We start from the raw sequence: 23,726 nt of genomic DNA, 5'->3' as shown, positions 1-23,726 counted from the left end.
CGCCGGGGTCAACCTAGCAATCGGGGGAAGCCATGTTAGCTAGAAGGAGATGAACGCCACGCCCCTCTATGCCGCCATCGAAGCCGGCGGCACCAAGATCAACGTCGCGGTCGGCAGCGGCCCCGCCGATATCCGCCGCCGCGCGCGCATCGCGACGCGCCACCCCGACGAGACGATGCCCGAGATCGCCGCCTTCTTGGATGGCGCCGTCGCCGAGTTCGGGCCGCTTGCCGGGCTCGGCATCGCTACCTTCGGCCCCGCCGATCTCGACCCCGCGTCGCCGACCTATGGCTGCGTGTTCGCCGGCACCAAGCCCGGCTGGGACGATACCGACATCCTCGGCCCGTTCGTGCGGCAGCTCGGCTGCCCGGCGGCGATCGATACCGACGTCAACGGCGCGGCGCTCGGCGAGGCGCGCTGGGGCGCCGGCAAGGGCTTCGAAAGCATCGTCTATTTCACCGTCGGCACCGGCATCGGCGGCGGCTTCGTGCAGGACGAAAAGACGCGTCACGGCCTCACCCATCCGGAAATGGGCCATGTACTGGTGCGCCGTCACCCGCATGACGCCTATCCCGGCATCTGCCGCTTTCACGGCGATTGCGTCGAGGGGCTGGCGAGCGGCCCGGCGATCCGCGACCGGCTCGGCGCGCCACTCGACGAGTTGCCCGAGGATCACCCGTTCCGCGCCATCCTCGCCGACTATCTCGGCCAGCTTTGCGCGCAGGCAGTGTTCCTGCTCAGCCCGCAGCGCATCGTGCTCGGCGGCGGCGTGATGAATGCGGGTGGGCTGCACGGGCCGGTGACGGACGCGATGCGGCGCTATCTCGCCGGCTTCATCCCGCACCCGCGGTTGAAGGGCGACGATTATCTGGTGCCGCCGGCTTTGGGTGACGACGCGGGTATCGCCGGCGCCTTCGCGTTGGCGATGGACGCTAGTCGGCGCGCTTCAAGGTAAAGCAGAAGGCCGCGCCGCCACCGGGGGCGTCTTCCACCCACAGCTGCCCGCCATGCGCCTCGACGATCGAGCGGCAGATCGACAGGCCGACGCCCATGCCGCTCTCCTTCGTGGTGACGAAGGGCGAGAACAGGTGGCGCTTCACCTGCGGCGCGACGCCGGTGCCGCTGTCCTCGACTCGGATCAGCGCCATGTCGTCGCCTGACGGTTTTGCGGAAAGGCGGATGCTGCGCAGTTCGCTGTCCTCCATCGCCTCGGCAGCGTTGCGCAGCAGATTGACCAGCACCTGCTGCAACTGGATGCGGTCGGCGAGCACCACCGCGGCCTCGGGCGCGAAGTCGAAGCTCTGGTCGATCGAGCGGCCGCGACCGTCGCCGAAGGTCAGCTCGCAGGCCTCGTGCACCAGCGTGGCGATCTCGACGCGCTGCGCGTTGACCTCGCCGCGCGAGACGAGATCGCGTAACCGCCGCACGATCTCGCCGGCCTGCACCGCCGACTTCGCCGCATTGTCGAGCGCCTCGAGGACGACATCGGTGGCGGCGGCGCCATGGTTGACCAGCAGCCGCTTGCTGCCCGCCATGTAATTGGCGACGGCGGTCAGCGGCTGGTTCAGCTCATGCGCCAGCGCCGAGGCGAGCGTGCCCATCGCGCTGACCCGCGCGACCTGCGTCAGCTCGTCCTGCAGCCGCTGCAACTGCTGTTCGGCGGCGCGCTGCGGATGGACGTCCTCGATGACGCCATACCATTTGACCACCGCGCCGGTCTCGTCGCGGCGCGGCCAGCCGCGGGAGCGGACCCAGCGGAAACTGCCGTCGCGGTGACGGGCGCGGAACTCGCAATCGTAGTGGCTGCCGGTCTTCATCGAATGTACCCAGGCGCGGCGGCGGTAGGTCGCGTCGTCGGGGTGGATGACGTCGTCGGCCCAGTCGTCGAAGGTCGCGCTCATCGGCACGCCGGGATATTCGGTGATCGGCCGCTTCAGCTCCACGCAGGAGCCGTCGCCGTTGGCCGTCCACGCGAGCTGCGGGCTCAGTTCGACGGTGAAGCGGTAATTTTCCTCGCTCTCGCGCAGCCGCGCCTCGGCGAGCTTCTCGTCGGTGATGTCCTCGACGATACCCACGCGGCGCATCAGGTCGCCGGCGGCATCGGGCAGCGTGCGGCCGGTGACGCGCAGCCAGCGTTCCACGCCGTCGGTGGTGCGGATGACGCGATGCTCGATGCTGCTGTGCGTCTCGCCGCGGCCGGCGCGGAGGATATGGTCGCGGACCTCGTCCTGATCGTCGGGATGGATGATGTGGGTCAGCGACGGCAGGTTGATCTTGTCGGTCGGCGGCAGGCCGAAGATGCGGTAGGCGGTCGGGCTGCCGCGGCTTTCGCCGGTCTTCAGATTCCATTCGAAGGAGCCGATGCCGGCGGCTTCCTGCGCCAGCCGCAGCATCTCTTCACTGTCGCGCAGACGGTCGGCGGCGAGCTTGCGCTCGGTGATGTCCTCGCTGACGCCGATCTGGCGGATGACCTTGCCTTCGCCGTTGCGGAAGGTGCGGGCGCTCAGCCATACCCAGCGGGTGGCGCCGTCGGACGGGCGGATCACCCGGAACTCGATGTCCTCGCTCGCCGTGCCGGCGCGCACCTCGGCGCCATGCGCGGCGACGCGCGGCAGGTCGTCGGGGTGGATGACCGACCGGAACTCGGCGTTGGTGATCCGCTTGCCGCGCGGCAGGCCGAGGATATCGCAGTGGGTGTCGCTGACATCGGCGCCCTCATGGCCGGCATTCCACTCGAAGGTGCCGAGGCGCCCAGCCTCCTGCGCCAGCCGCAGCCGCTCTTCGCTCGCCCGCAGCGCCGCTTCGGTGCGGCGGCGGTCGCTAAGGTCGAGCATGGCGCCGACCATGCGGGTGCCGCGCCCCTGCTCGTCGCGGATGACGAAGCCGCGATCGAGCACGTCGGCGTAGCTGCCGTCGGCGCGGCGGAAGCGATATTCCTCGGTCCAGGATTCGCCGGTGCCGGCGATCACCGCCTCGATGCTGTCGGTCACCCGCTGAATATCACCCGGGTAAATATGGTCAGACCACCATTCTACCCGGGTAAAAAGATCCTTCGGGGCATGGCCGAAGCGGCGGGTCAGCGCCTCGTTCCAGCGTACCGTCTGGTCGAGGAGGTCATAGTCCCAGGTGGCGTCGTCGGTCGCCCGCGCGGCCAGCCGGTAGCGCTCCTCCGCCTCGTGCAGCGCCCGCACCGGATCGTCGGGCACGCGATCGACCGGGCGCGCCGCGCGACCGCGGCGAAACCGCTCAACTAAACTCCGACCCGGCATGCGACGTTACCTGAAATTCCCCCGGCGCGATCCTTACACGCCCCGTGCGCGGAACACAAAAAAAGAGGCGGCATCCGGGGCTGGATACCGCCTCCCTTCGGAGGGCAATCGCGCAAAATCAGGCGGCGATGAACGCCTTCAGCGCATCGTTCGCCGCATTGATCGCCGCGGCGCCGGCCTCCGGACCCATGCCCAGCCGCTCGGCGCGGACGAAGGTGATGTCGGTGATGCCGACGAAGCCGAGCAGGGTGCGCAGATGCGGCTCCTGCGCGTCCATCACCGCGGCCGGGCCTTCGCTGTAAAGGCCGCCGCGCGTCTCGACGACGATGGCGCGCTTGCCGGTCAGCAGCCCTTCGGGGCCGGCGGCGGTGTAGCGGAAGGTCTCGCCGGCGCGGAGCACATGGTCGAACCACGCCTTCAGGGTCGAGGCGATGCCGAAATTATACATCGGCGCACCGATGACGATGAGGTCGGCGGCGCGAAGCTCGGCGATCAGCGCGTCGGAGGTGGCGCGGGCGGCGCGCTCGGCATCGGTCGACGGCTGGCCGCGGACGCCGGCGAGGGAAGCGGCGGTCAGGTGCGGCAGCGGCTCATGGCCGACATCGCGGGTAACGACCGAGGCGGCCGGGTCGTTGGCGCGGACGGTCTCGATGAAGCCCTTGATCAGCGTCTTCGACACCGAGGTCTCACCGGTGGCGGCGCTGTTGACGACGAGAATGCGGGTCATGGCGTATCTCCTTGGAAATCAGGGGTTAGCGGCGGGCGTCGAGGCTGAACCGGCCGGCGCCGAAGGCGACGACCTGCAGCAAGCCGCCGGCCATCGCGAGGTTCTTGAAGAAGTGGATGAACTGGTTCTGGTCGCCGAGCGCGCTGTGGAAGAAGACAGCCGTGGCGATCGAGAAGGCGGCGAGGCCGGCGGCGACAAGGCGAGTCCGGTAGCCGAGCACCAGCAATAGGCCACCGATCACCTCGACCGCGACGGCGAGCACGAAGCCCAGCTCGGGGAGGGGGAGGCCGGTCGCGGCGATATAGCCGATGGTGCCCGCCGGATCGCCGAGCTTGGCGACGCCCGACAGGATGAAGATGCTAGCCAGCAGGCTGCGGCCGACGAAGGGGACGACGGCGCCCGTGGTCGTGTCGAGCGGGCGGTCGGCGGTGATCGAAATCGAGTTGGTCATGGTCTGGCTCCTGTTGCGCCGGCGTCGCAACGGGCGCCGGTAGAGATGCAGAGATGGGCCTTCGACTGATTTCGATGTAGCCGCATAAATTCGAGCAAATTGTTCGATGGAGTTGAACAGTCCTGCCCGCCCGGTCGCGGCAGGCGGGGCGACCTCACCCCAAGCTCGTCATCCTGATGAAAGTCAGGATCTCCTGGTGAAGGCCGGCCGGCGTCGGTGAGAGCGCTGCGCCACGCGGAGGGAGATCCTGACTTGCGTCAGGATGACGGGTGTGTTGCAGGGGCGGCACTGGCGCGTCACCTGCGAAGAGGCCGCCGACGCTTCCGTCGGCGGCCTCCCTGGGCAGATCAGTCGAGCGCGTCAGGCGGCGTCGACCAGCACCACTTCGCTGTCCTCGACCGCCGTGATGACGATCTCGGTTACGTCGGTGACCGCGACGCCGTCGCGGGCGTTGGCCGCGGTGCCGTTCACCTCGATCCTGCCCGTCGCCGACACCAGATAGGCGTGGCGGCCGGCATCGAGCGTGTAGCTCAGCGTCTCGCCGGCGCGGATCGTGGCGCCGACCACGCGGGCGTCGGTGCGGATCGGCAGCGCGCCTTCGTCACCGGCCCGGCCGCTGGCGAGCGTCACGAAGCTGCCGGCGCGGTCGCCCTTGGGGAAGGGCTGTGCGCCCCACGACGGCTGCTCGCCCATCCTGTCGGGGATGATCCAGATCTGGAAAATCCGGGTCTCGGTATCCTCGCGGTTGTGCTCGCTGTGGGTGATGCCGGTGCCCGCCGACATGACCTGCACGTCGCCCGCTTCGGTGCGCCCCTTGTTGCCGAGGCTGTCCTCGTGGGTGATCGCGCCTTCGCGGACATAGGTGATGATCTCCATGTCGCGATGCGGATGCGGCGGGAAGCCGGTGTGCGGGGCGATCACGTCGTCGTTCCAGACGCGCAGATTGCCCCAGTGCACCCGCTTCGGGTCGTGGTAGCTGGCGAAGGAGAAATGATGCTTGGCGTCGAGCCAGCCGTGGTTGGCGCCGCCGAGGCTTTCGAAGGGACGAACGTCGATCATGGTCTATCTCCCGTCCGCGTGCCGAAGAGTGGACGCGGTTGCTGGAGCCGATATAGGCGGGCTGGCCTTATCCGTTCAGCGGCATAATATGCGCTGAAACGTTCGAGGAAGTTGAAATGTCCAACCCCGGCCTGCCGACCTTCGACCAGTTGCGCATCTTCCTCGCGGTGGTCGAGACCGGCAGCTTCGCCGGCGCTGGGCGCAAGCTCAACCGTGCCACCTCGGTGATCAGCTACGGCGTTGCCAATCTCGAGGCGCAGCTCGGCCTCATGCTGTTCGACCGCGAGGGGACGAAGAAGCCGCAGCTCACCGTCGCGGGCCAAGCGGTGCTCGCCGAGGCGCGCAGTGTTGCGCATGGCATCGATGGCCTGCGCGCCAAGGTGAAGGGGCTGCTCGACGGGCTGGAGGCGGAGGTGACGCTCGCCGTCGACGTGATGGTGCCCGACGTGCGGCTCGCCGACTCGTTGAAGGCGTTCCAGCAGCAATTCCCCTCGGTGCCGCTGCGCCTCCATGTCGAGGCGCTGGGCGCGGTCGCAGCGCTGGTGTTGGAAGGGCGCGCGTCGATCGGAATCTCGGGGCCGCTCGCCGCCGAGATCGGCGGGATCGAGCGTATTTCGATGGGGCAGGTGCCGCTGATCCCGGTGGCGGCGCCCGACCATCCGCTGGCCCGGATGAGCCCGGTGCCGCCCGGCGTCGCGCGCGAGCATCTGCAACTGGTGCTGACCGACCGCTCGCCGCTCACTGAAGGCCGCGACTTCTCGGTGGTCAGCGCGCACAGCTGGCGGCTCGCCGACCTCGGCGCCAAACATGCGCTGCTGCGGCAGGGCATCGGCTGGGGCAACATGCCGGTGCCGATGATCGAGGCCGACCTGTTCAGCGGCGCGCTGGTGCGGCTCGACCTGCCCGACCACCGCGGCGGCAGCTACCGCTTCGACGGCATCTACAGAAGCGACGCGCCGCCGGGGCCTGCTGCCACCTGGCTGCTGCAATATTTCGCCGAGCATGAGGTCGGCTGCCGCCGCGAGGACGTCGGCCGGCTGGGTGACCTCTAGCCGATGAGGTGCATGACAAGCGCCGTGAGGTGCATGAGGAGCAGCAGCGCGACGGTCGCGATGGTCATGCGACGACCCGGCGCTAAGGCACCGACCAGGATGAGCGCGAAATAAACGCCCATAGACACCAGCCCGACGACGCCGACGGCAAGGATGGGTGCGGGGTTCAGCAGGAAGTTAGCCCCGCTCGCGAGGAGCCCGGTGGCAAAGACGCTGAGCAGGATCGGGCGCTTGTGCTCGAGCGTCCAGCCGTCGAGATCATCCCAGCCCGCGTCACCATCGTCCGGCCAGGCGAGCACCGCGGCGAAATAATAGAGGCCGGTGACGACGAGCGAGCCGATCAACGCCGGCGTGCCAATCGGCACGAGCTCGCGCAGGCCCCAGGCAAACAGCCAGAAATCGGTGATCTCATAGGCGAGGAAGGCGCTGAGCAGCGGCGTCAGCACACCGAGGCGCGCCGGGCCGCGTCGCTTCACCCCCTTCGCGATGCCGCCGACGACTTCCGTCAGCGCGAGGCCGAGCATCAGCGCGAACAGCGTGAACAGGAATTCGAACGACGCCATGTCACCCCCCGAGTAGCAGGTCGTTTCGATGCCGTTTTAAGACAGTCTTCGCGGCTGGAAAAGAAGATCCGGCCGCGCCGGGAGACGCGACCGGATCAAGTTTTCGAAACGGTGTTCGGGGAGGTGAACACGTTCCGCCCGGGCGCGAGCGAGCCCCGGGAAATCGGCTAGTGCGCCTCGTCCTCATCCTCGGCCGGCGCTTCCCGCGCGGGCTCTGCGGCCGCCTCGCCGAACAGCGCACGGGCGGCGAGCTGCAGCGAAACGGGGAAATCGGACAAGGGGCGGAAATCGAGTGAAGACATGATGATCCCTCCTGAGGGTCGATAACGGCAGCGGCGGGGGCACGCTTAAGCGGCGCCGTCGCTATCGACAGAGATGGTGAGGAGGGATGTGTCGTCGGCTCATAACTCTACTTAACCGATAGGGTATATTTCGGCGACGAAGCCTTTCTTGGGGTAAGCGAAGTGGCGGTTTCACGCCGCACGCCGATTGAAGCGAACTGTCGGCCCGCTTTACAGTCCGGGAAAGGCCTGCGGGGCAGGCCGACGCAGAATCAACATGTTGCGCGGGTGGAACGTTCCTTGCTTATCCCTTCCCGCAAATGGGGGGAGACAGGGAATGGCAGATTGGGGTGTAAAAGCCGTTGTGGCAGGCGCGCTGATCGGGCTTGCGGCACCGGCACACGCGGCGGTGATCGGGTTTGAGGATATCGCGACGCCGGGCTCCAACGGGGCTGACGCGAGCTTCTTCGGCCAGAACATTCACAACAGCTATCAGGGCTATGAGTGGGGCTTTGGCACCAGCGGCGGCTTCGCCAACCGCAATTTCAGCGACCAGATGATGGGCTGGGGCGCGAGCACTGTCGCCAATCCAGCAGCCGTCACGGCGCCGATCGGGACCACCGGCACCAAATATGCGTGGAGCTTCTTCGGGCCGCAGAGCCTGTGGATCGACTTCCGGGCGGCGACCGACGCCAATTCGGTCGACGTCGCCGGGCTGGTCGGGGCGGCGTGGCCGGGTAATTCGCTGACGCTGCAGATTTTCGGCTACGACGCCAACGGGCTGATCGTCGGCGCGACGAACCAGATCGCGTTGACGACCACGATGCAGAGCGTGACGATGGGCTTCTCGGGGATTCAGTTCCTCGAGTTCCGCTCCGACCGCAACAGCAGCTGGTTCTCGGTCGATCAGTTGGACGTCGGCGCAGCAGCGGTGCCGGCACCGGGCGCGCTGGCCCTGATGGGGCTTGGCATCGCGGCGATCGGCAGCCGTCGTCGTCGCCGCGTTTAAACGCCTTCCCGCTTGAGGATATCGAGCGCCACGTCGACGATCATATCCTCCTGGCCACCGACCATGCGCCGCCGGCCGAGCTCGACGAGGATCTTGCGGGTGTCGACGCCGTAGTCGGCGCTGGCCTTTTCCGCGTGGCGCAGGAACGACGAATAGACGCCGGCATAGCCGAGGCTGAGCGTCTCGCGGTCGACGCGCACCGGGCGGTCCTGCAGCGGCCGCACCAGATCCTCGGCGGCGTCCATCAGCGCATAGAGATCGCAGCCATGGTTCCAGCCCTTGCGGTCGGCGGCGGCGATGAACACCTCGAGCGGCGCGTTGCCCGCACCCGCGCCCATGCCGGCGAGGCTGGCGTCGACGCGGATCGCGCCGGTCTCGACCGCGACCATCGAATTGGCGACGCCCAATGACAGATTGTGATGGGCGTGGACGCCGCGCTGCGTCTCCGGCTTCAGCACGCGGTCATAGGCCTCCAGCCGGGCGCGGTAGCCGTCCATGTCGAGCGCGCCGCCGCTGTCGGTGACATAGACGCAGGTGGCGCCATAGCTCTCCATCAGCTTCGCTTGCTGCGCGAGCGCCTCAGGCTCGATCATGTGGCTCATCATCAGGAAGCCGATGGTGTCCATGCCGAGGTCGCGCGCCGCGCCGATATGCTGCTTCGCCACATCGGCCTCGGTGCAATGCGTGGCGATGCGCACCGAGCGGACGCCGAGGTCATGGGCCTGCTTCAGATCGTGGACGGTGCCGATGCCGGGGAGCAGCAAGGTGGTGACCACCGATTGCTCGACCGCGTCGGCGACCGCCTCGATCCATTCCCAGTCGGTATGCGCGCCGAAGCCATAGTTGAACGACGAGCCGTTGAGGCCGTCGCCGTGCGACACCTCGATGGCGTCGACGCCCGCCTTGTCGAGCGCGCGTGCAATGTCGCGGACATGGTCGAGGCCATAGCGGTGGCGGATGGCGTGCATGCCGTCGCGCAGGGTGACGTCCTGGATGTAGAGCTTGGTTGCGGGGTCGTAGGCCATCACGCCGCCTCCTTCGCGAGCCGCCGCGCGGCGATCTTCTCGGCGGTGGCGAGGCCGGCCGAGGTCATGATGTCGAGATTGCCGGCATAGGCGGGCAGGTAATGCGCCGCGCCCTCGACCTCGAGGAATACGGTGGTCTTGATCCCTTCGAACACGCCGTGGCCGGGGATCTTCACAGGATTGTTCGAGCCGAAGCGTTCGAACTGCACCTTCTGCTTGAGGCGGTAACCGGGAACGTAGGCGTTGACCTTTGCCACCATCGCCTCGACCGCCGCCTCGATGGCGGCCTCGTCGGCGCCCGACGACAGGGTGAACACCGTGTCGCGCATGATCATCGGCGGCTCGGCGGGGTTGAGGACGATGATCGCCTTGCCCTTCGCCGCGCCACCGACCTGTTCGATGCCGCGCGAGGTGGTTTCGGTGAACTCGTCGATGTTGGCGCGCGTGCCGGGGCCGGCGCTCTTCGAGGCGATCGAGGCGACGATCTCGGCATAGTGGACGGTCGCCACCGAGGAGACGGCGGCGACGATAGGGATGGTCGCCTGACCGCCGCAGGTCACCATGTTGACGTTGGCGGCGTCCAGATGCGCGTCGCCGTTGACGACAGGGATGACATAGGGGCCGATCGCGGCCGGGGTCAGGTCGACCATCACCTTGCCGGCGCCGGTGACCACCGCGCTGTGGTGCGCGTGCGCGCCGGCCGAGGTGGCGTCGAACACCACGCCGATCTCCGGCCAGCAGGGCAAGCCGACGAGGCCGTCGATGCCGCCGGCGGTGGTGGCGACGCCGAGGCGTTCGGCGCGCTTCAGGCCGTCCGATTCCGGGTCAATGCCGACCAGCGCGGCGATCTCCAGCACGTCCGACGTGCGCATGATCTTGATCATCAGGTCGGTCCCGATGTTGCCCGACCCGATGATGGCTGCCTTCATCTTGCTCATTTGCCACCTGCCGTGAAACTGACGCTGCCGAGGCCGCCGATCTTCGCCGTCACCGTGTCGCCGGGCGCGAGCACCACCATCGGGCCGAGCGCGCCGGTGAGAATGATGTCGCCGGCGCGCAGCGGTTCGCCACGCGCCGCCAGCGTCCGCGCCAGCCAGGCGGCGGCTTCCAGCGGATGGCCGAGGCAGGCGGCGCCGGCGCCGAGCGAGGCGAGCTGGCCGTTCACTTCCAGCGCCATGCCGCAGGTGTAGAGGTCGAGGCCGTCGAGCGGCTTCGTCTCGCTGCCCAGCACGAACAGCGCCGAGGAGCCGTTGTCGGCCACTGTGTCGGCGAAGCTGATCTTCCAGTCGGCGATGCGGCTGTCGACGATCTCGATCGCCGCCACCGCATGCGCGGTCGCCGCGGCGAGATCGGCGGCGGTGGCGTCGGCCTTGTCGAGGTCGCGGGCGAGCACCAGTGCCACCTCCGCCTCGGCCTTGGGCTGGATGAGCTTGCCGGCATCGACAGTCCCGCCGTCGGCGACGCGCATGTCGTCGAACAGCACGCCGAAGTCGGGCTGGTCGACGCCAAGCTGCGCCTGCACCGCCTTCGCCGTCAGGCCGATCTTGCGGCCGACGACGCGGCGGCCGGCGCCGACCCAATGCCTGGTGTTGAGCGCCTGCACCGCATAGGCGCCGTCGGCGTCGGTCGGGTCGAGGCCATCACGGAGCGGGGGCACCGTCTCTCCGCTGTAAGCTTCGCGCAGCCGCACCGCGAGCGCGGCATGATCGACACTCATCGACACCCTCCCTTGTTCGTTGCTGCCTTTCTATCGCGGCGGCGCGGGCTTCCCGAATCCGGCGCCTGAGCCTAGTCTCACTGAATGAGAGAAGGGGGAGAGGGCCGCGTCGGCGTCGCCGACCGCACGCTCGATGTGCTGGAGGCGGTGCGCGACGCCGGGACCGCGTCGCTGCCGGCGGTGGCCGCCGCCTGTGGCCTGCCGCTGCCGACCGTGCACCGCATGGCGAAGGCGCTGATCGAGCGCGGTTATCTGGTGGCCTATCGCCGCGGGCTCTGCGGCCTCGGCCCCGCCTGCCTGACGCTCGGCGCCGGGCTGTCTCTCAACGCGATGCTGCGCGAGGCGGGGGCGGCTGAGCTGAAGTCGCTGGCGCGGGCGTGCGGGACGCATGCGCATCTCGGCGTGTTCGAAGGCGACATGGTCACCTATCTGGCGAAGGCGCGGCACGGGCGGAGCGAGCTGCCGACGACGGAAGGCACGCAACTCGAAGCCTATTGCTCGGGCATCGGCAAAGTTTTGCTGGCCCAGTTCGAGGCCGCCGAGCTCGACCGCTATCTGGGGCAAGGGGCGTTCGTGTCGCTGACCGACGCGACCGTCACCGATCCGGCGGCGCTGCGCGCGCTGATCGCGACGGCGCGGGCGCGCGGCTGGGCGACCGACATGGGCGAGGTGATGCCCGACCTGTTCTGCGTCGCGGTGCCGGTGCGCGATGCGGCCGGGCATGGCGTGGCGGCGCTGTCGGTGAGCTACCGGGCGCCGGCGATGGCGGAAGACGAGCTGGCGGCATCGTTGCCGGCGCTGCGCGAAGCCGCCGGGCGGATTGAGGCGAAGCTCTTTCGTTAGTCGACGGGGAGGGCGGTCGTCGCCTTGATCTGCGAGAGGGTCACAACCGAGTTCACCTCCTGGATGCCCGGTACGCGGCTGAGCTTTTCGAAGAAGAAGCGCTCATAGGCGTCGATATCGGCGGCGACGATGCGCAGCAGGAAGTCGACCTGCCCCATCAGCACGAAACATTCGAGCACCTCGGGAAAGCCTTGGATGGCGTCGCTGAACTCCTCAAGATGCTGACGGCCGTGCGCGTTCAATTTGATCTGCGCGAAGATCTGCGCGTTGAGGCCGATCTTCTTGCGGTCGAGCAGCGCGACCTGCGCGCGGATGACGCCGTCGTCCTTCAGCCGCTGCATCCGCCGCCAGCAGGGCGACTGCGAGATGCCGACGCGCTCGGCCACCTCGGCGGTGGAGAGCGAGGCATCCTCCTGTAGCAAACGGAGGATCTTTCGGTCGATTACGTCGAGATTGTGCATGAAAAATTCGATCATTGCGGCAGGTGGGGATTATTTATGCATAAATCCTTTCGAGATCGCAATGTTCGGCAAGATTTTCCTTGGCGGGCATGCGAAATTGCCGGCGCCATCAGAAAAGGGGTTTCGCCGTGATCATCGCCGCTCGCCAGTCGCTCGTCCGTCTTCTCGGGAGCACCGCGGCATGATCCACGAGTTCCTCCCCGAAGCGGGCCAGCGCCTCGCCGCCTTCGACGTGCGCGCGCAGGCCGATGCCAGCGCACCGGGCCGTGTCCTCGCTTTCTTCGCGCAGCTCGGGCTGACGCCGTCGCGCGTGCAGATGCGCCGGTTCGACGACGAGTTGCGAATCAACGTGACGCAGGATGGCCTGAGCGAACATGCCGCCGAAGTGATCGCGGAGAAGCTGCGCGCCGCCGTGCTGGTGCGCGCGGTGTATCTCGAGCACCAGCTCTGCCGGGTTGCCGCCTGATTTAGGCGCCTTATTAAACCATCTGGTTGACAAGCGATCGGCCGGCCCGTATTTAACCATCAGGTTTTATACGACGGCTGGTTCATGCAGATCGATCCTCTCTCCGCGCAATTCGCCGCCCTGGCCGACCCGACCCGTCGCGCAATCCTCGCGCGGCTGACCGAGGGCGACGCCGGGGTCAACGAGCTGGCCGCGCCGTTCGACATGAGCCTCGCGGCGGTCTCGAAACATCTGAAAGTGCTGGAGAAGGCCGGGCTGATCAGCCGCGGCCGGGAGGCGCAATGGCGTCCGGCGCGGCTGGAGCCGCTGGCGCTGAAAGGCATCGCCGACTGGCTCGAACATTATCGCCGCTATTGGGACAAGAGCTTCGACCGTCTCGAAACTTATCTTCGCAAGGTTCAGAAAGGAAATGACGATGGCCAACGAAATTGAGAATCCCTGCGACACCGACGGCGTCGCGCACACGTTCGACCTGGTGCTGGAGCGCGTGATCGACGCGCCGCCCGAGAAGGTCTTCAAGGCCTATACCGACCCGGCGATCCTCAGCCAGTGGTTCGCGCCGAAGCCGTGGACGATCAGCGACGCGGTGGTCGAGCCGCGCGCCGGCGGCCGTTTCAACTTCACGATGCACGGCCCCGACGGCGAATGCTTCCCGAATGCGGGCATCTTCCTCGAGGTGGTGCCGAACCGCCGCCTGATCTCGACCGATGCGCTGACCCCCGACTGGCGGCCGGCGGGCGCGCCGTTCATGGTGGCGCGGATCGAGCTGGAGCCGACCGGCGACGGCAAGACGATCTACAAGGCGACCGCCAGCCACTGGAACGAAGAGTCGATGAAGCAGCATGAGGCGATGGGCTTCCACGAAGGCTGGGGCCAGGTCGCCGATCAGCTGGGCGAGCTGGTGAAGACGCTCTGATCCGGCCATGCACCGACCGGCCCCGACCATGAGCCTTGCCGCCGATCCCGAGCTCCGGCCGTCGCTGCGCCTCCAGCGCCGCTTCGACGCGCCACGCGAACTGCTGTGGCGGGCATGGAGCCGCCCGGAGATCATGGTGCAATGGATGGGGCCGGTCGAATGGCCGGCGGTCAGCGCCGTCGCCGACTTCCGGGTCGGCGGCGCCTGGCGCATCTGCCTCCGGTCCCCCGACACCGGCGAGGAGCTGTGGCAGGGCGGCGTCTACCGCGAGATCGACGCGCCGCGACGATTGGTGTTCACCTTCAAATGGGAAGGCGACAACCATGAGGACGGCGCGCCGGTCGACACGCTGGTCACCGTTGAGCTGACCGAGGCAGGCGACGGCACGCTGATGGATTTCACCCACGCCGGCCTGAAGAATGCCGAGAGCGTAGCCGGCCATGCGCATGGCTGGGCGTCGACCGCCGACCGGCTGGAGGCCTGGCTGGCGGCGAACCCCGGCTGATCGCGCCGCGCCCGCCGGCCGATTGAGGCCTTGGCGATACGCAACACATCGCATAAGGGGAGCGCCGGAAGCGGAACGAAAGCCCGCTTCCATGATCGCGCCGGTGCCCCGAGAGGGGCTTAAAATGGGAATGCGGTGCGGGTGGTTTCACCCAAATCCGCAGCTGTCCCTGCAACTGTAAGCGGTGAGCGCGATGCACATGTCACCCGTCCGGGTGGCAGCCACTGGGCCCGATGCTGCGGCATCGAACCTGGGAAGGTGTGCATCAAGCTGTGACCCGTGAGCCAGGAGACCTGCCGGCGACGTGGTCGCTCTTGCCGTGGTCCAGGGAATGGCCAAGGCACGGTCTCTCCGTCTGAGCGACGAACCATGCGGCCGGGGCCGCATCGGTATCGTGGTGCCGGGCGCAGATTGGCGTCCGTCCGACACCGCATGCCGTCGTTCGCTCGCGCGATCGGTCCCGACCGTCTGTCGCTGATTGACGCCGGGGGACTGAAGAATGACCCGCACTTTCACGTCGCTTATCGCGCTCGCCATTGCCTCGCCCGCCGTCGCGCAGGCGCTGCCCGGCGAGGCCGAGACTAATGACGAGACCATCGTCGTCACCGGCAGCCGTTCGCTCGACGGCATTCCGCTCAACCTCACCGGCTCGTCGCTCACCATCATCGACGCGCAGGCGCTCGAGCAGCGGCAGACGCGCGTCGTCTCCGACGTGCTGCGCGACGTGCCCGGCCTTGCGGTCAGCCGCTCGGGCGGCGTCGGCGGCATGACGCAGGTCCGCATCCGCGGCGGCGAGGGCAATCACACGCTGGTGCTGATCGACGGCATCGAGGCGTCGGACCCGTTCCAGGGCGAGTTCGATTTCGCGACGCTGGTTGCCGACGACACCGCGCGTGTCGAGGTGCTGCGCGGCCAGCAGTCGGCGATCTATGGTTCGGACGCGATCGGCGGCGTGATCCACTACATCACCGCCACCGGCGCGGAGAAGCCGGGCGTCAGCGGCCGGCTGGAAGCCGGCTCGTTCAACAGCGTGTCGGGCGCGGCGCGCGCGGCGGGCGTTAGCGGCGACCTCGACTACAGCTTCGCGGTGACCACCAACATCACCGGCGGTACGCCGACCGCCCGCAAGGGCGTCGGCACCCGCGACCTTGATGCCGACAACCGCGCGCTGTCGGGCAAGCTGATCTACTCAGTCAGCCCGCAGGTGAAACTGCAGGTGGTGGGCCGCTACAGCCGCACCGAGGCGGACAGCAACGGCCAGGATTTCAACTTCACTTCGCCGACCTATGGCTTCGTGGTCGACGGCACCGGCGACTACACCAGCCGCAGTTGGTTCGGCCTCGTCCGCGCCGAGGCTGAACTGCTCGACGGCCGCTGGACGCATGCCGCCACCGCGCAGCTCACCGACAGCCACCGGGAATCGCGTACCGGCGGCACCGCCACGTCGGCGAACGACGGCCAGCGGCTGAAGGGCAGCTACGACACCACCCTGCGCTTCGGCAGCGAGGCGACCGAGCATAGCCTGACCTTCGCCGCCGACTTCGAGCGCGAGCGCTTCCGCAACCTGCCGATCGGCGTCGCCGGCCCGGCCAACGATCGCCGGCAGATCGACAACACCGGCCTCGTTGCGGAATACGGCCTTACCGTCGACGATCGCTTCAGCCTCGGCGCCTCGCTGCGTCGCGACAAGAACGATCGCTTCGACGACGCCACCACCTACCGGGTGCGCGGCAGTGCCGAGGTGACGCCGGGTGTGCGCCTGCGCGCCGCCGCCGGCTCGGGCATCAAGAACCCGACCAACTTCGAGCTGTTCGGCTTCAACCCGCTGACCTTCATCGGCAACCCGAACCTGAAGCCGGAAAAGTCGGAAGGCTGGGAAGCCGGTGTCGATTTCGCGCTGGCCGAAGACAAGGTGCGCCTCGGCGCCACCTATTTCGACTCCACGCTGGAGAATGAGATCTTCACGGCCTTCTCGCCGACCTTTGTGTCGTCGCCGGCCAATCGCGCGACGGATTCGAAGCAGAAGGGCGTAGAACTGTTCGTCGATGCCGACCTCGGCGGCGGCTGGCAGGTCGACCTCGCCTACACGCATCTCGATGCCAAGGAGAACGGCACCGAGGAAGTGCGACGCGCGCCGAACATCGCCAGCGCCAACCTCGCGTGGCGGGCGCCGGAGGACGCCTACGGCGCGACTCTCACCGCGCGCTACAACGGCAAGACCTTCGACAGCAACTTCACCAACCTGCCGATCGGGCCGCGCGTGCAGCTCGATTCCTTCGCGCTCGTGAACTTCGCCGCCGACTATCGCCTGTCGAAGGCGGTGAAGCTGTTCGGTCGCGTCGAGAACCTCTTCAACGAAGACTATGAAGAGGTCTTCACCTATCGCACGCCCGGCCGCGCCGCTTATATCGGTATCCGCGCCGGCTTCTGACGCCCGACATCACGCGCCACGCGGCTTCCTTCGAGAAGCCGCGTGGCGTTGTCGTTTATCGAGCGGCGCGCAGCTGCTTCGCGAGGCTCTCGGCGGCCAGCACATAGGCAGGGCCGCCGCATACCGTCCACGCCTGCGGCAGGTACAGCCGCCTGATATCGCTGAGCGCCGGGTGATGCAGCATCTCCGTCCCCTGATCGGTGATCTGCCGCGTCGCGGTTTCGAGGATCAGATAGTCGGGCTTCGCCGCCACCATCTGCTCGACCGATAGCCGCGACAGCGCCGAGCCGTCGAGGCGGGTGGCGAGGTTGACGAGGCCCGCGCGGGTCATCAGCTCATCGACCAGCGTCCCGGTGCCTGTGAGGAAGCCTCGCCGCTGATAGTAGGCCGCGATCGCGCCACGCGTAGCTGGTTCTGGCAGGGCGGCCAGCGAGGCATTCATACGCTTGATCAGCGCCTCGCCGCGCGCCGGGTGACCGACCGCCGCCGCGACCTGGCGTATCTGCGCAACGATCGCGTCATAGCTTTCTGCTGACGGCAGATCGAGCGTGGCGAGGCCGCTGCCTTTCACGGCGCGGACGGTTTCCAGCCGGTGCCAGGGGCTGGCGATGATCAGCTCCGGCTCAAGCGCCAGCACATCCTCGGCGCTGCCGCGCGAAACGGGCAGCTTCGCCGCCTGCGCCGCGCCCGCCGACATCTGCGGGTCGCGCGCGAACAGCGTCAGCGCCGCGATCTGGCCGGGATCAGCCAGCGCCAACAGATATTGATCGGCACAGAGATTGAGCGACACGATCCGCTTCGGCCGCGCGGCGGCGGGCGCCGCCAGCAGGGCGAGCGACAGCAGGAGCAGGCAGGGGAGGCGCATACGCCGCTTTTGCCGTAGCCCCCGAACGGGCGCTAGTCCTCGCAAGCCGCCCCAAAAGCCAAGGGCCCCGCATCGCTGGGCATCTGGAGACAGGCGTCCAGTATGATCCGCCAACGTGAACGGCTCAGGCAACTTCGAGCAACACGGGCATCAGCCGGTCATTTCTGCGCATCGACGATCACCCAGAACAATTCGGGCGACAGCTGTCGAGCGCGGCCTACATGAGAGGTATCCAGCTCTACCTGCGCGGTCTTCGAAGGAGCCTTAGGCAACATATGACGACCGCGGTCACGATCATCGCGAGCAGCGCTATTTCCTCGAAGGTCATCGGACATCTTCTTTCTCCAAAGTGCGCCGAGCGGGCCTCGACTCGCCGAGCTGTTCACCGCGCAGCGAATTTCCTGCGTGAGCTTCAGCTCTCGAGCAGGCGCAGACGATTGCAGTCTCGGCAGCGGCATCCTGGCAGCGGGGGTGTCAGCGGTTTGAAAAGTGCGTCGCCGCATGTGGCGAGCGCCAACCCCCAGCTGGCGCCGAGGCAAGCAATCGCCGCGAGAAGGTAGTCGAGCGGCAGCGGGTAGAAGGGCGCGACCTGGCGGGCGTGAACGACAAGCGTATGTGCGGCGAGGGTGCCGAGCACCACGAAACCGAGGCCCGCCAGCCGCAAATAGGCGTCGCGACTGACGGGCAGGTTCACGGCAGCAGCCGGTCGATGAACGCCGCGCCGAACGACAGCGCCACCATCATCAGCGTCACATAGACCGTCAGAAACGCTACCACCTCGATGGGCCGAAGGCGGTTGAGGCGGCCGAAGGTGATGACCTGCCAGAAGCGCAGGATCGCGGCCTCGAGCCGGGAGTCGGCGCGCGGCGCGCGGTCAGGCGTCATGGCCGTAGGCCATCGACAGGCGGGCGGGGGTCAGCACAACGAGTGCACCGGGGAAATGGGCGCGCTCCGCCTCGGCATAGCGCACCGCCGCCTCGCGCGTGGTGAAGCAGCCTTCGGCCAGGCCGTGGTTTTCCTGAACGATCCAGTGACCGTCAAAGTCCTGCCCGATGAGCAGGATGTTCGGGTCGTCCTGATAGGCAGTCGGGGGACTATAATAGCCCATCGTCAAACTCCATCGCAGCGCCGGCCTGGGATCGGTCGGTCGCCACGCTGAGGTAGGCGCGGGGGGCATTAACGTTCGATGGGAAGTGCGGCCCCGCCGCGTAAACGACCCGTAAATAAGGGCGGCGGCCGGCGCCGGGTTTATGGAATGTTTATGCGGGGATGCCGAAATCCCCGTGGAACGCTTACGGGCCTCCGCCCTAGCTCGACCCTGATGTCGTGGTGCCGTTGCGCCACGCGCTTCAGGAGCCTTCGATGCCGTTCCGTATCTCTTCGATCGTTGCCGCCACCACGCTTGCCCTCGCCACGCCGGCCCTCGCGCAGGAAGAGTCGAGCGACCCCGCACTGACCGTTACCGGCGGCGTGACGCTCGCCTCGCAATATCGCTTCCGCGGCATCTCGCTGTCCGACGAGCAGGCGGCGCTGCAGGGCACGATCAACCTCAACCATGCGTCGGGCGCCTATGCCGGCCTCTGGGCGTCGAGCCTTGACGGCTTCGGCGAGCTAGGCGGCTCCAACCTCGAGCTCGACCTTTACGCCGGCTACAAATGGGACCTCGGCGGCCCGGTGCTCGATACCGGCCTGCTCTACTACGCCTATCCGGGCTCCACGGGCGGCGACTATGAGTTCTTCGAGCCCTACGCCAACATCTCCGGCACCGCAGGCCCCGCCACCTACAAGGTCGGCTTCGCCTATGCCTGGAGCCAGGCGGGCATCGGCGACAACGCGAACCTCTATGTGTTCGGCGATGCGGGTCTGCCGATCGCCGGCTCGCCGGTCACGCTGAAGGCGCACCTCGGCTATTCGGATGGCGACACCACGCTGACCCCGACCGGCTCGTATCTCGACTGGTCGCTCGGCGCCGATTTCGCGTGGCGCAACCTCACGCTCGGCGTTGCCTATGTCGATACCGACATCACCGCGGCCGAGAACGCCGCGCTGGTCGATCCGGCGCGCAACATCACCGACGGCGCCGTCGTCTTCTCGCTCACCGCGAGCTTCTGAGGGAAGGGCCGGCGATGAACGACCTGCTGTGGATCGGCATCACGCTGGGGCTGACGCTCCTCGCGCTTGCCTATGTCGCGCTCGGCGAGCGCGCGTGAGGAGATTGTCATGACCCTCGCTCTCTGGCTCGGCGCGATCACCGCGCTCGCGCTGCTCATCTATCTCGTGGTCGTCCTCGTACGACCCGAACGCTTCTGACCGGAGACCTGCGATGACATTCCAGGGCTGGCTTCTGATCTTTCTTTTCACCGCGCTCGTCGTGGCGGTCGCCAAGCCCATGGGCGCCTGGCTGCACGCGCTTTACGAAGGCCGCCGCACGCCGCTTCATGTCATGCTCGGCCCCGTCGAGCGGCTGTTCTATGCCGCCGCCGGCGTCGAGGCCGAACGCGAGCAGACGTGGCGGCAATATGCCGTCGCCATGCTGCTGTTCAACGTGGCGGGGCTGCTGTTTCTCTACGGCCTGATGCGCCTGCAGGATTTGCTGCCCTTGAACCCGCAGGGCTTCCCGGCGGTGTCCGACCATCTGTCGTTCAACACCGCGGTCAGCTTCGTCGCCAACACCAACTGGCAGAGCTATGGCGGCGAGACGACGATGTCGCACCTCGTCCAGATGCTCGGCCTCACCGTGCAGAACTTCCTGTCGGCGGCGACCGGCATCGCGCTGGCCTTCGCGCTGATCCGCGGCTTCGCGCGACGCGAGGCGAAGCGCATCGGCAATTTCTGGGCCGACCTGACGCGGGTCACGCTCTACCTGCTGCTGCCGATCTCGCTGGTCTATGCCGTTGTGCTCGTCGGGCTCGGCGTGCCGCAGACGCTCGCCGGCTCGGTGGAGGCGACCACGCTCGAAGGCGCCAGGCAGACGATCGCGCTGGGGCCGGTGGCCAGCCAGGAAGCGATCAAGATGCTCGGCACCAACGGCGGCGGCTTCTTCAACGCCAACTCGGCGCACCCCTATGAGAATCCGAGCGACCTCACCAACCTCCTCCAGATGCTGTCGATCTTCGCGATCGGCGCGGGGCTGACCTGGACGTTCGGCAAGGCGGTCGGCAACACCCGCCAGGGCTGGGCGATCCTGTCGGCGATGGTGCTGCTGTTCCTCGCCGGCACGTCGATCGCTTACTGGGCCGAGACCGCGGGCAACCCGATCCATCATGCGCTGGGCGTCGAGGCGCTGGCCGGCAACATGGAGGGCAAGGAAACGCGCTTCGGCATCGCCGCCAGCGTGCTGTTCGCCGCCGTGACCACCGCCGCCTCCTGCGGCGCGGTCAATGCGATGCACGACAGCTTCACCGCGATCGGCGGGCTGATCCCGCTGTTCAACATGCAGCTTGGCGAGATCATCATCGGCGGCGTCGGCGCCGGCCTTTACGGCATGCTGCTATTCGCCATCCTCGCGGTGTTCGTCGCCGGGCTGATGGTCGGCCGCACCCCGGAATATGTCGGCAAGAAGATCGAGGCGCGGGAAGTGAAGCTCGCGGTCCTCGCCATCGCGGTGCTGCCGCTCGCCATCCTCGGCTTCACCGCCATCGCCGCGGTCGCGCCGGCGGGTCTCACCGGCCTGCAGGACAAGGGGCCGCACGGCTTTACCGAGATGCTCTACGCCTTCACCAGCGCGGCGGCGAACAACGGATCGGCCTTCGCGGGCCTCACCGCCAACTCGCCCTTCTACAACGCGCTGCTCGGCGTCGGCATGTTCGTCGGCCGCTTCTTCATCATCATCCCGATGCTGGCGATCGCGGGCAGCCTGGCCGCGAAGCGGCACACGCCGGAAACGGCGGGCAGCTTCCCGACGACGGGACCGCTGTGGGTCGGCCTGCTCATCGGCCTTATCCTCATCCTCGGCGGCCTGACCTTCCTGCCCAGCCTCGCGCTCGGGCCGGGCGCCGACCACGCGGCGATGATCGCCGGCACCCTCTACTAAGGTCCCGCACATGACCCACCATCCCAAGACGCAGTCGCTGTTCAGCTGGGCCCTCGTCGGCCCGGCGATCGGCCAGTCCTTCGTCAAGCTCCACCCCGCGACCCTGATCCGCAACCCGGTGATGTTCGTCACCGCGGTGGTGGCGGTGCTGCTGACCTTGCTCCTCGCGCTCGGCGAGGGCAGCGGCAGTCTCGCTTTCCAGGCGCAACTGGTGTTCTGGCTGTGGCTGACCGTGCTGTTCGGCAATTTCGCCGAGGCGCTGGCCGAAGGCCGCGGCAAGGCGCAGGCGGCGAGCCTGCGCGCCACCAAGGCCGAACTGACCGCCAAGCGGCTCAAGAATGGCGGCGGTGCGTATGAAAGCGTGCCGGCGAGCGCGCTGAAGGCGGGCGATGTCGTGCTGGTCGAGACCGGCGACCTGATCCCCGCCGACGGCGAGGTGATCGAGGGCGTCGCCAGCGTCAACGAAGCGGCGATTACCGGCGAATCCGCGCCGGTCATCCGCGAGGCGGGCGGCGACCGCTCGGCGGTGACGGCGGGCACGCGCGTCATCTCCGATCAGGTGAAGGTACGCGTCACCGTCGATCCGGGGCACGGGTTTCTCGACCGCATGATCGCGCTCGTCGAAGGCGCCAGCCGCCAGAAGACGCCGAACGAGATCGCGCTCACCATCCTGCTCGTCGGCCTCACCATCATCTTCCTGATCGCGGTGGCGACGATCCCGAGCTTCTCGATCTACGCGGGCGGGCTCGTCCCCGTGACGGTGCTGGCGGCGCTGCTCATCACGCTCATTCCGACGACGATCGCGGCGCTGCTGTCGGCGATCGGCATCGCGGGCATGGACCGGCTGGTGCGCTTCAACGTGCTGGCGAAGTCGGGCCGCGCCGTCGAAGCGGCGGGCGACGTGTCGACGCTGCTCATCGACAAGACCGGCACGATCACCGTCGGTGACCGCCACGCGACCGAGTTCAAGGCGGTCGGCGGCACCAGCGCGGGCGAGCTGGCCGAGGCGGCCTATCTATCGAGCCTGGCCGACGAGACGCCGGAAGGCCGCTCGGTCGTGCTGCTGGCGCGCGAGACATACGGCGTGGCCGACAGCGCGCTGCCCGCCGACGCGGAAGTGATCCCCTTCACCGCGCAGACCCGCCTGTCGGGCGTGCGCATCGGCGGCTCGCTGATCCAGAAGGGCGCGGTCGACGCGGTGCTGCGCGCGAACCCGGAAGCCGCCGCGAGTCCCGCCGCGACCGAGCTGCGCCGCGCCACCGAGGAGATCGCGCGCGCCGGCGGCACGCCGCTGGCGGTGGCGCGCGACGGGCGGCTGCTCGGCGTCCTCCACCTGAAGGACATCGTGAAAGCGGGGGTGCGCGAGCGCTTCGCCGAGCTGCGCCGCATGGGCATCCGCACGGTGATGATCACCGGCGACAATCCGCTGACCGCCGCGTCGATCGCGGCCGAGGCCGGCGTCGACGATTTCCTCGCCGAGGCGACGCCCGAGGACAAGCTGGCGCTGATCCGCCGCGAGCAGGAAGGCGGCAAGCTCGTCGCCATGTGCGGCGATGGCACCAATGACGCGCCTGCGCTCGCCCAGTCCGATGTCGGCGTCGCCATGAACACCGGCACGCAGGCGGCGCGCGAGGCGGGCAACATGGTCGACCTCGACAGCGACCCGACCAAGCTCATCGAGATCGTCGGCCTCGGCAAGCAGCTGCTGATGACGCGCGGCAGCCTCACCACCTTCTCGGTGGCGAACGATGTCGCCAAATATTTCGCGATCATTCCGGCGATGTTCGTGGCGCTCTATCCCGGCCTTGGCGCGCTCAACGTCATGGGGCTGGAATCGACCGAGAGCGCCATCCTGTCGGCGATCATCTTCAACGCGCTGATCATCCCGCTGCTGGTACCGTTGGCGCTGAAAGGCGTCGCCTATCGGCCGGTCGGCGCGGGCCAGCTGCTCGCGCGCAACCTCGCCGTGTACGGCCTCGGCGGTCTCATCGCGCCATTCATTGGCATCAAGCTGATCGACCTTGCCGTCAACGGCCTCAGCCTCGCCTAAGGA

27 protein-coding genes and 1 riboswitch are annotated in these 23,726 nt (G+C 67.9%); of the genes, 13 read left to right on the top strand and 14 right to left on the bottom strand.

Going from position 1 to position 23,726, the window contains the following annotated elements; translation table 11 throughout:
• The first annotated feature begins 49 nt into the window (after positions 1-49).
• Positions 50-955, top strand: coding sequence for an ROK family protein (locus tag ACFOMD_RS16125; RefSeq protein WP_380863216.1), 906 nt, complete (start codon positions 50-52; stop codon positions 953-955).
• Here the strand turns inward: ACFOMD_RS16125 and ACFOMD_RS16120 are convergent.
• The 4 genes from ACFOMD_RS16120 to ACFOMD_RS16105 form a co-directional block, all read right to left on the bottom strand.
• On the bottom strand, positions 933-3,206 hold the full coding sequence (locus tag ACFOMD_RS16120; RefSeq protein ID WP_380863214.1) for a PAS domain-containing protein: 2,274 nt from the start codon (positions 3,204-3,206) through the stop codon (positions 933-935). The two genes, ACFOMD_RS16125 and ACFOMD_RS16120, sit on opposite strands and share 23 nt — an antisense overlap.
• Positions 3,207-3,387: 181 nt before the next feature.
• The gene (locus ACFOMD_RS16115) at positions 3,388-3,996 is read right to left on the bottom strand and encodes an FMN-dependent NADH-azoreductase (RefSeq protein ID WP_380863212.1); all 609 of its coding nucleotides are present in this window, start codon (positions 3,994-3,996) and stop codon (positions 3,388-3,390) included.
• Between the two features lie 25 nt (positions 3,997-4,021).
• Positions 4,022-4,447: a DoxX family protein gene (locus ACFOMD_RS16110; RefSeq protein WP_380863210.1), complete on the bottom strand. Its 426-nt coding sequence runs from the start codon at positions 4,445-4,447 to the stop codon at positions 4,022-4,024.
• A gap of 360 nt (positions 4,448-4,807) precedes the next feature.
• Entirely contained in the window at positions 4,808-5,506 is a 699-nt protein-coding gene (locus ACFOMD_RS16105) for a pirin family protein (protein WP_380863209.1), read from the bottom strand.
• 116 nt (positions 5,507-5,622) lie between these two features.
• Here ACFOMD_RS16105 and ACFOMD_RS16100 point away from each other — a divergent pair, with 116 nt between their 5' ends.
• A complete protein-coding gene (locus tag ACFOMD_RS16100; protein ID WP_380863207.1) occupies positions 5,623-6,558 on the top strand; it encodes a LysR family transcriptional regulator in 936 nt (311 codons plus the stop codon).
• Here the strand turns inward: ACFOMD_RS16100 and ACFOMD_RS16095 are convergent.
• Positions 6,555-7,121 carry a hypothetical protein gene (locus tag ACFOMD_RS16095; RefSeq protein WP_380863205.1) on the bottom strand — a complete coding sequence of 189 codons (567 nt, stop codon included), beginning with the start codon at positions 7,119-7,121 and terminating at the stop codon, positions 6,555-6,557. The two genes, ACFOMD_RS16100 and ACFOMD_RS16095, sit on opposite strands and share 4 nt — an antisense overlap.
• 167 nt (positions 7,122-7,288) lie before the next feature.
• A complete protein-coding gene (locus ACFOMD_RS16090; protein WP_380863203.1) occupies positions 7,289-7,423 on the bottom strand; it encodes a hypothetical protein in 135 nt (44 codons plus the stop codon).
• A gap of 316 nt (positions 7,424-7,739) precedes the next feature.
• Here ACFOMD_RS16090 and ACFOMD_RS16085 point away from each other — a divergent pair, with 316 nt between their 5' ends.
• Entirely contained in the window at positions 7,740-8,411 is a 672-nt protein-coding gene (locus tag ACFOMD_RS16085) for a PEP-CTERM sorting domain-containing protein (RefSeq protein WP_380863201.1), read from the top strand.
• Here the strand turns inward: ACFOMD_RS16085 and dmpG are convergent.
• The 3 genes from dmpG to ACFOMD_RS16070 are packed head-to-tail and all read right to left on the bottom strand — an operon-like array spanning position 8,408 to position 11,153.
• Positions 8,408-9,436, bottom strand: a complete 1,029-nt coding sequence (gene dmpG / locus ACFOMD_RS16080; RefSeq protein WP_380863199.1) for a 4-hydroxy-2-oxovalerate aldolase — start codon at positions 9,434-9,436, stop codon at positions 8,408-8,410. The two genes, ACFOMD_RS16085 and dmpG, sit on opposite strands and share 4 nt — an antisense overlap.
• A complete protein-coding gene (locus ACFOMD_RS16075) occupies positions 9,436-10,374 on the bottom strand; it encodes an acetaldehyde dehydrogenase (acetylating) (RefSeq protein WP_380863197.1) in 939 nt (312 codons plus the stop codon). The genes dmpG and ACFOMD_RS16075 overlap by 1 nt, the downstream gene beginning before the upstream one ends.
• Positions 10,371-11,153 (bottom strand): 2-keto-4-pentenoate hydratase, encoded by a 783-nt coding sequence (locus tag ACFOMD_RS16070; RefSeq protein WP_380863195.1) that lies wholly within the window; start codon positions 11,151-11,153, stop codon positions 10,371-10,373. The genes ACFOMD_RS16075 and ACFOMD_RS16070 overlap by 4 nt, the downstream gene beginning before the upstream one ends.
• An 84-nt stretch (positions 11,154-11,237) precedes the next feature.
• Between ACFOMD_RS16070 and ACFOMD_RS16065 the strand changes: the two genes are divergently transcribed.
• On the top strand, positions 11,238-11,996 hold the full coding sequence (locus tag ACFOMD_RS16065; RefSeq protein WP_380863193.1) for an IclR family transcriptional regulator: 759 nt from the start codon (positions 11,238-11,240) through the stop codon (positions 11,994-11,996).
• On the opposite strand, the gene ACFOMD_RS16060 is transcribed toward ACFOMD_RS16065, so the two are convergent.
• Positions 11,993-12,457, bottom strand: a complete 465-nt coding sequence (locus tag ACFOMD_RS16060; RefSeq protein ID WP_380863472.1) for an Lrp/AsnC family transcriptional regulator — start codon at positions 12,455-12,457, stop codon at positions 11,993-11,995. The genes ACFOMD_RS16065 and ACFOMD_RS16060 overlap by 4 nt on opposite strands.
• Positions 12,458-12,638: 181 nt before the next feature.
• On the opposite strand from ACFOMD_RS16060, the gene ACFOMD_RS16055 reads away from it, so the two are divergent.
• From ACFOMD_RS16055 to ACFOMD_RS16035, 5 genes are all read left to right on the top strand, one after another.
• Positions 12,639-12,923 (top strand): hypothetical protein, encoded by a 285-nt coding sequence (locus ACFOMD_RS16055; protein WP_380863192.1) that lies wholly within the window; start codon positions 12,639-12,641, stop codon positions 12,921-12,923.
• An 84-nt stretch (positions 12,924-13,007) separates the two neighbouring features.
• Complete coding sequence (locus ACFOMD_RS16050; protein WP_380863190.1) at positions 13,008-13,355, top strand: ArsR/SmtB family transcription factor; 348 nt, start codon at positions 13,008-13,010, stop codon at positions 13,353-13,355.
• A complete protein-coding gene (locus tag ACFOMD_RS16045; RefSeq protein WP_380863189.1) occupies positions 13,339-13,839 on the top strand; it encodes an SRPBCC family protein in 501 nt (166 codons plus the stop codon). Before ACFOMD_RS16050 ends, ACFOMD_RS16045 begins: the two co-directional genes overlap by 17 nt.
• Before the next feature lie 28 nt (positions 13,840-13,867).
• Positions 13,868-14,344 carry an SRPBCC family protein gene (locus tag ACFOMD_RS16040; RefSeq protein ID WP_380863187.1) on the top strand — a complete coding sequence of 159 codons (477 nt, stop codon included), beginning with the start codon at positions 13,868-13,870 and terminating at the stop codon, positions 14,342-14,344.
• An 84-nt stretch (positions 14,345-14,428) separates the two neighbouring features.
• Positions 14,429-14,659: riboswitch (cobalamin riboswitch) on the top strand.
• Between the two features lie 184 nt (positions 14,660-14,843).
• Positions 14,844-16,775 carry a TonB-dependent receptor plug domain-containing protein gene (locus ACFOMD_RS16035; protein ID WP_380863185.1) on the top strand — a complete coding sequence of 644 codons (1,932 nt, stop codon included), beginning with the start codon at positions 14,844-14,846 and terminating at the stop codon, positions 16,773-16,775.
• 55 nt (positions 16,776-16,830) lie between these two features.
• On the opposite strand, the gene ACFOMD_RS16030 is transcribed toward ACFOMD_RS16035, so the two are convergent.
• The 4 genes from ACFOMD_RS16030 to ACFOMD_RS16015 form a co-directional block, all read right to left on the bottom strand.
• Complete coding sequence (locus ACFOMD_RS16030) at positions 16,831-17,640, bottom strand: ABC transporter substrate-binding protein (protein WP_380863183.1); 810 nt, start codon at positions 17,638-17,640, stop codon at positions 16,831-16,833.
• 412 nt (positions 17,641-18,052) lie between these two features.
• On the bottom strand, positions 18,053-18,334 hold the full coding sequence (locus ACFOMD_RS16025) for a hypothetical protein (protein ID WP_380863181.1): 282 nt from the start codon (positions 18,332-18,334) through the stop codon (positions 18,053-18,055).
• Positions 18,331-18,525, bottom strand: a complete 195-nt coding sequence (locus tag ACFOMD_RS16020) for a hypothetical protein (protein ID WP_380863179.1) — start codon at positions 18,523-18,525, stop codon at positions 18,331-18,333. Before ACFOMD_RS16020 ends, ACFOMD_RS16025 begins: the two co-directional genes overlap by 4 nt.
• Entirely contained in the window at positions 18,515-18,748 is a 234-nt protein-coding gene (locus tag ACFOMD_RS16015) for a hypothetical protein (protein ID WP_380863177.1), read from the bottom strand. Before ACFOMD_RS16015 ends, ACFOMD_RS16020 begins: the two co-directional genes overlap by 11 nt.
• A gap of 254 nt (positions 18,749-19,002) precedes the next feature.
• Here ACFOMD_RS16015 and ACFOMD_RS16010 point away from each other — a divergent pair, with 254 nt between their 5' ends.
• The 4 genes from ACFOMD_RS16010 (at position 19,003) to kdpB (ending at position 23,723) form a co-directional block, all read left to right on the top strand.
• Complete coding sequence (locus tag ACFOMD_RS16010; protein WP_380863175.1) at positions 19,003-19,752, top strand: TorF family putative porin; 750 nt, start codon at positions 19,003-19,005, stop codon at positions 19,750-19,752.
• Between the two features lie 108 nt (positions 19,753-19,860).
• Positions 19,861-19,950, top strand: coding sequence for a K(+)-transporting ATPase subunit F (gene kdpF / locus ACFOMD_RS16005; RefSeq protein WP_380863173.1), 90 nt, complete (start codon positions 19,861-19,863; stop codon positions 19,948-19,950).
• A 13-nt stretch (positions 19,951-19,963) separates the two neighbouring features.
• Positions 19,964-21,673 carry a potassium-transporting ATPase subunit KdpA gene (gene kdpA, locus ACFOMD_RS16000; RefSeq protein ID WP_380863171.1) on the top strand — a complete coding sequence of 570 codons (1,710 nt, stop codon included), beginning with the start codon at positions 19,964-19,966 and terminating at the stop codon, positions 21,671-21,673.
• Between the two features lie 10 nt (positions 21,674-21,683).
• Complete coding sequence (gene kdpB, locus ACFOMD_RS15995) at positions 21,684-23,723, top strand: potassium-transporting ATPase subunit KdpB (protein ID WP_380863169.1); 2,040 nt, start codon at positions 21,684-21,686, stop codon at positions 23,721-23,723.
• The last annotated feature ends 3 nt before the right edge of the window (positions 23,724-23,726 follow it).

It is taken from the genome of Sphingoaurantiacus capsulatus (assembly GCF_042648405.1).
In the GTDB taxonomy this organism is placed as follows: Bacteria; Pseudomonadota; Alphaproteobacteria; order Sphingomonadales; family Sphingomonadaceae; genus Sphingoaurantiacus; species Sphingoaurantiacus capsulatus.
This window is presented reverse-complemented; position numbering and strand designations above follow the sequence as displayed.

Bases quoted from the DNA above. Each gene is read 5' to 3' on its own strand.
- ACFOMD_RS16100 (WP_380863207.1), top strand. From the start codon at position 5,623: ATGTCCAACCCCGGCCTGCCGACCTTCGACCAGTTGCGCATCTTCCTC.
- ACFOMD_RS16015 (WP_380863177.1), bottom strand. From the start codon at position 18,748: ATGGGCTATTATAGTCCCCCGACTGCCTATCAGGACGACCCGAACATC.
- kdpA (WP_380863171.1), top strand. From the start codon at position 19,964: ATGACATTCCAGGGCTGGCTTCTGATCTTTCTTTTCACCGCGCTCGTC.
- ACFOMD_RS16030 (WP_380863183.1), bottom strand. From the start codon at position 17,640: ATGCGCCTCCCCTGCCTGCTCCTGCTGTCGCTCGCCCTGCTGGCGGCG.
- ACFOMD_RS16070 (WP_380863195.1), bottom strand. From the start codon at position 11,153: ATGAGTGTCGATCATGCCGCGCTCGCGGTGCGGCTGCGCGAAGCTTAC.
- ACFOMD_RS16035 (WP_380863185.1), top strand. From the start codon at position 14,844: ATGACCCGCACTTTCACGTCGCTTATCGCGCTCGCCATTGCCTCGCCC.
- ACFOMD_RS16040 (WP_380863187.1), top strand. From the start codon at position 13,868: ATGAGCCTTGCCGCCGATCCCGAGCTCCGGCCGTCGCTGCGCCTCCAG.
- ACFOMD_RS16055 (WP_380863192.1), top strand. From the start codon at position 12,639: ATGATCCACGAGTTCCTCCCCGAAGCGGGCCAGCGCCTCGCCGCCTTC.
- ACFOMD_RS16115 (WP_380863212.1), bottom strand. From the start codon at position 3,996: ATGACCCGCATTCTCGTCGTCAACAGCGCCGCCACCGGTGAGACCTCG.
- ACFOMD_RS16060 (WP_380863472.1), bottom strand. From the start codon at position 12,457: ATGCACAATCTCGACGTAATCGACCGAAAGATCCTCCGTTTGCTACAG.
- dmpG (WP_380863199.1), bottom strand. From the start codon at position 9,436: ATGGCCTACGACCCCGCAACCAAGCTCTACATCCAGGACGTCACCCTG.
- ACFOMD_RS16085 (WP_380863201.1), top strand. From the start codon at position 7,740: ATGGCAGATTGGGGTGTAAAAGCCGTTGTGGCAGGCGCGCTGATCGGG.
- ACFOMD_RS16075 (WP_380863197.1), bottom strand. From the start codon at position 10,374: ATGAGCAAGATGAAGGCAGCCATCATCGGGTCGGGCAACATCGGGACC.
- kdpB (WP_380863169.1), top strand. From the start codon at position 21,684: ATGACCCACCATCCCAAGACGCAGTCGCTGTTCAGCTGGGCCCTCGTC.
- ACFOMD_RS16020 (WP_380863179.1), bottom strand. From the start codon at position 18,525: ATGACGCCTGACCGCGCGCCGCGCGCCGACTCCCGGCTCGAGGCCGCG.
- ACFOMD_RS16095 (WP_380863205.1), bottom strand. From the start codon at position 7,121: ATGGCGTCGTTCGAATTCCTGTTCACGCTGTTCGCGCTGATGCTCGGC.
- kdpF (WP_380863173.1), top strand. From the start codon at position 19,861: ATGACCCTCGCTCTCTGGCTCGGCGCGATCACCGCGCTCGCGCTGCTC.
- ACFOMD_RS16090 (WP_380863203.1), bottom strand. From the start codon at position 7,423: ATGTCTTCACTCGATTTCCGCCCCTTGTCCGATTTCCCCGTTTCGCTG.
- ACFOMD_RS16010 (WP_380863175.1), top strand. From the start codon at position 19,003: ATGCCGTTCCGTATCTCTTCGATCGTTGCCGCCACCACGCTTGCCCTC.
- ACFOMD_RS16045 (WP_380863189.1), top strand. From the start codon at position 13,339: ATGGCCAACGAAATTGAGAATCCCTGCGACACCGACGGCGTCGCGCAC.
- ACFOMD_RS16105 (WP_380863209.1), bottom strand. From the start codon at position 5,506: ATGATCGACGTTCGTCCCTTCGAAAGCCTCGGCGGCGCCAACCACGGC.
- ACFOMD_RS16125 (WP_380863216.1), top strand. From the start codon at position 50: ATGAACGCCACGCCCCTCTATGCCGCCATCGAAGCCGGCGGCACCAAG.
- ACFOMD_RS16050 (WP_380863190.1), top strand. From the start codon at position 13,008: ATGCAGATCGATCCTCTCTCCGCGCAATTCGCCGCCCTGGCCGACCCG.
- ACFOMD_RS16110 (WP_380863210.1), bottom strand. From the start codon at position 4,447: ATGACCAACTCGATTTCGATCACCGCCGACCGCCCGCTCGACACGACC.
- ACFOMD_RS16065 (WP_380863193.1), top strand. From the start codon at position 11,238: ATGAGAGAAGGGGGAGAGGGCCGCGTCGGCGTCGCCGACCGCACGCTC.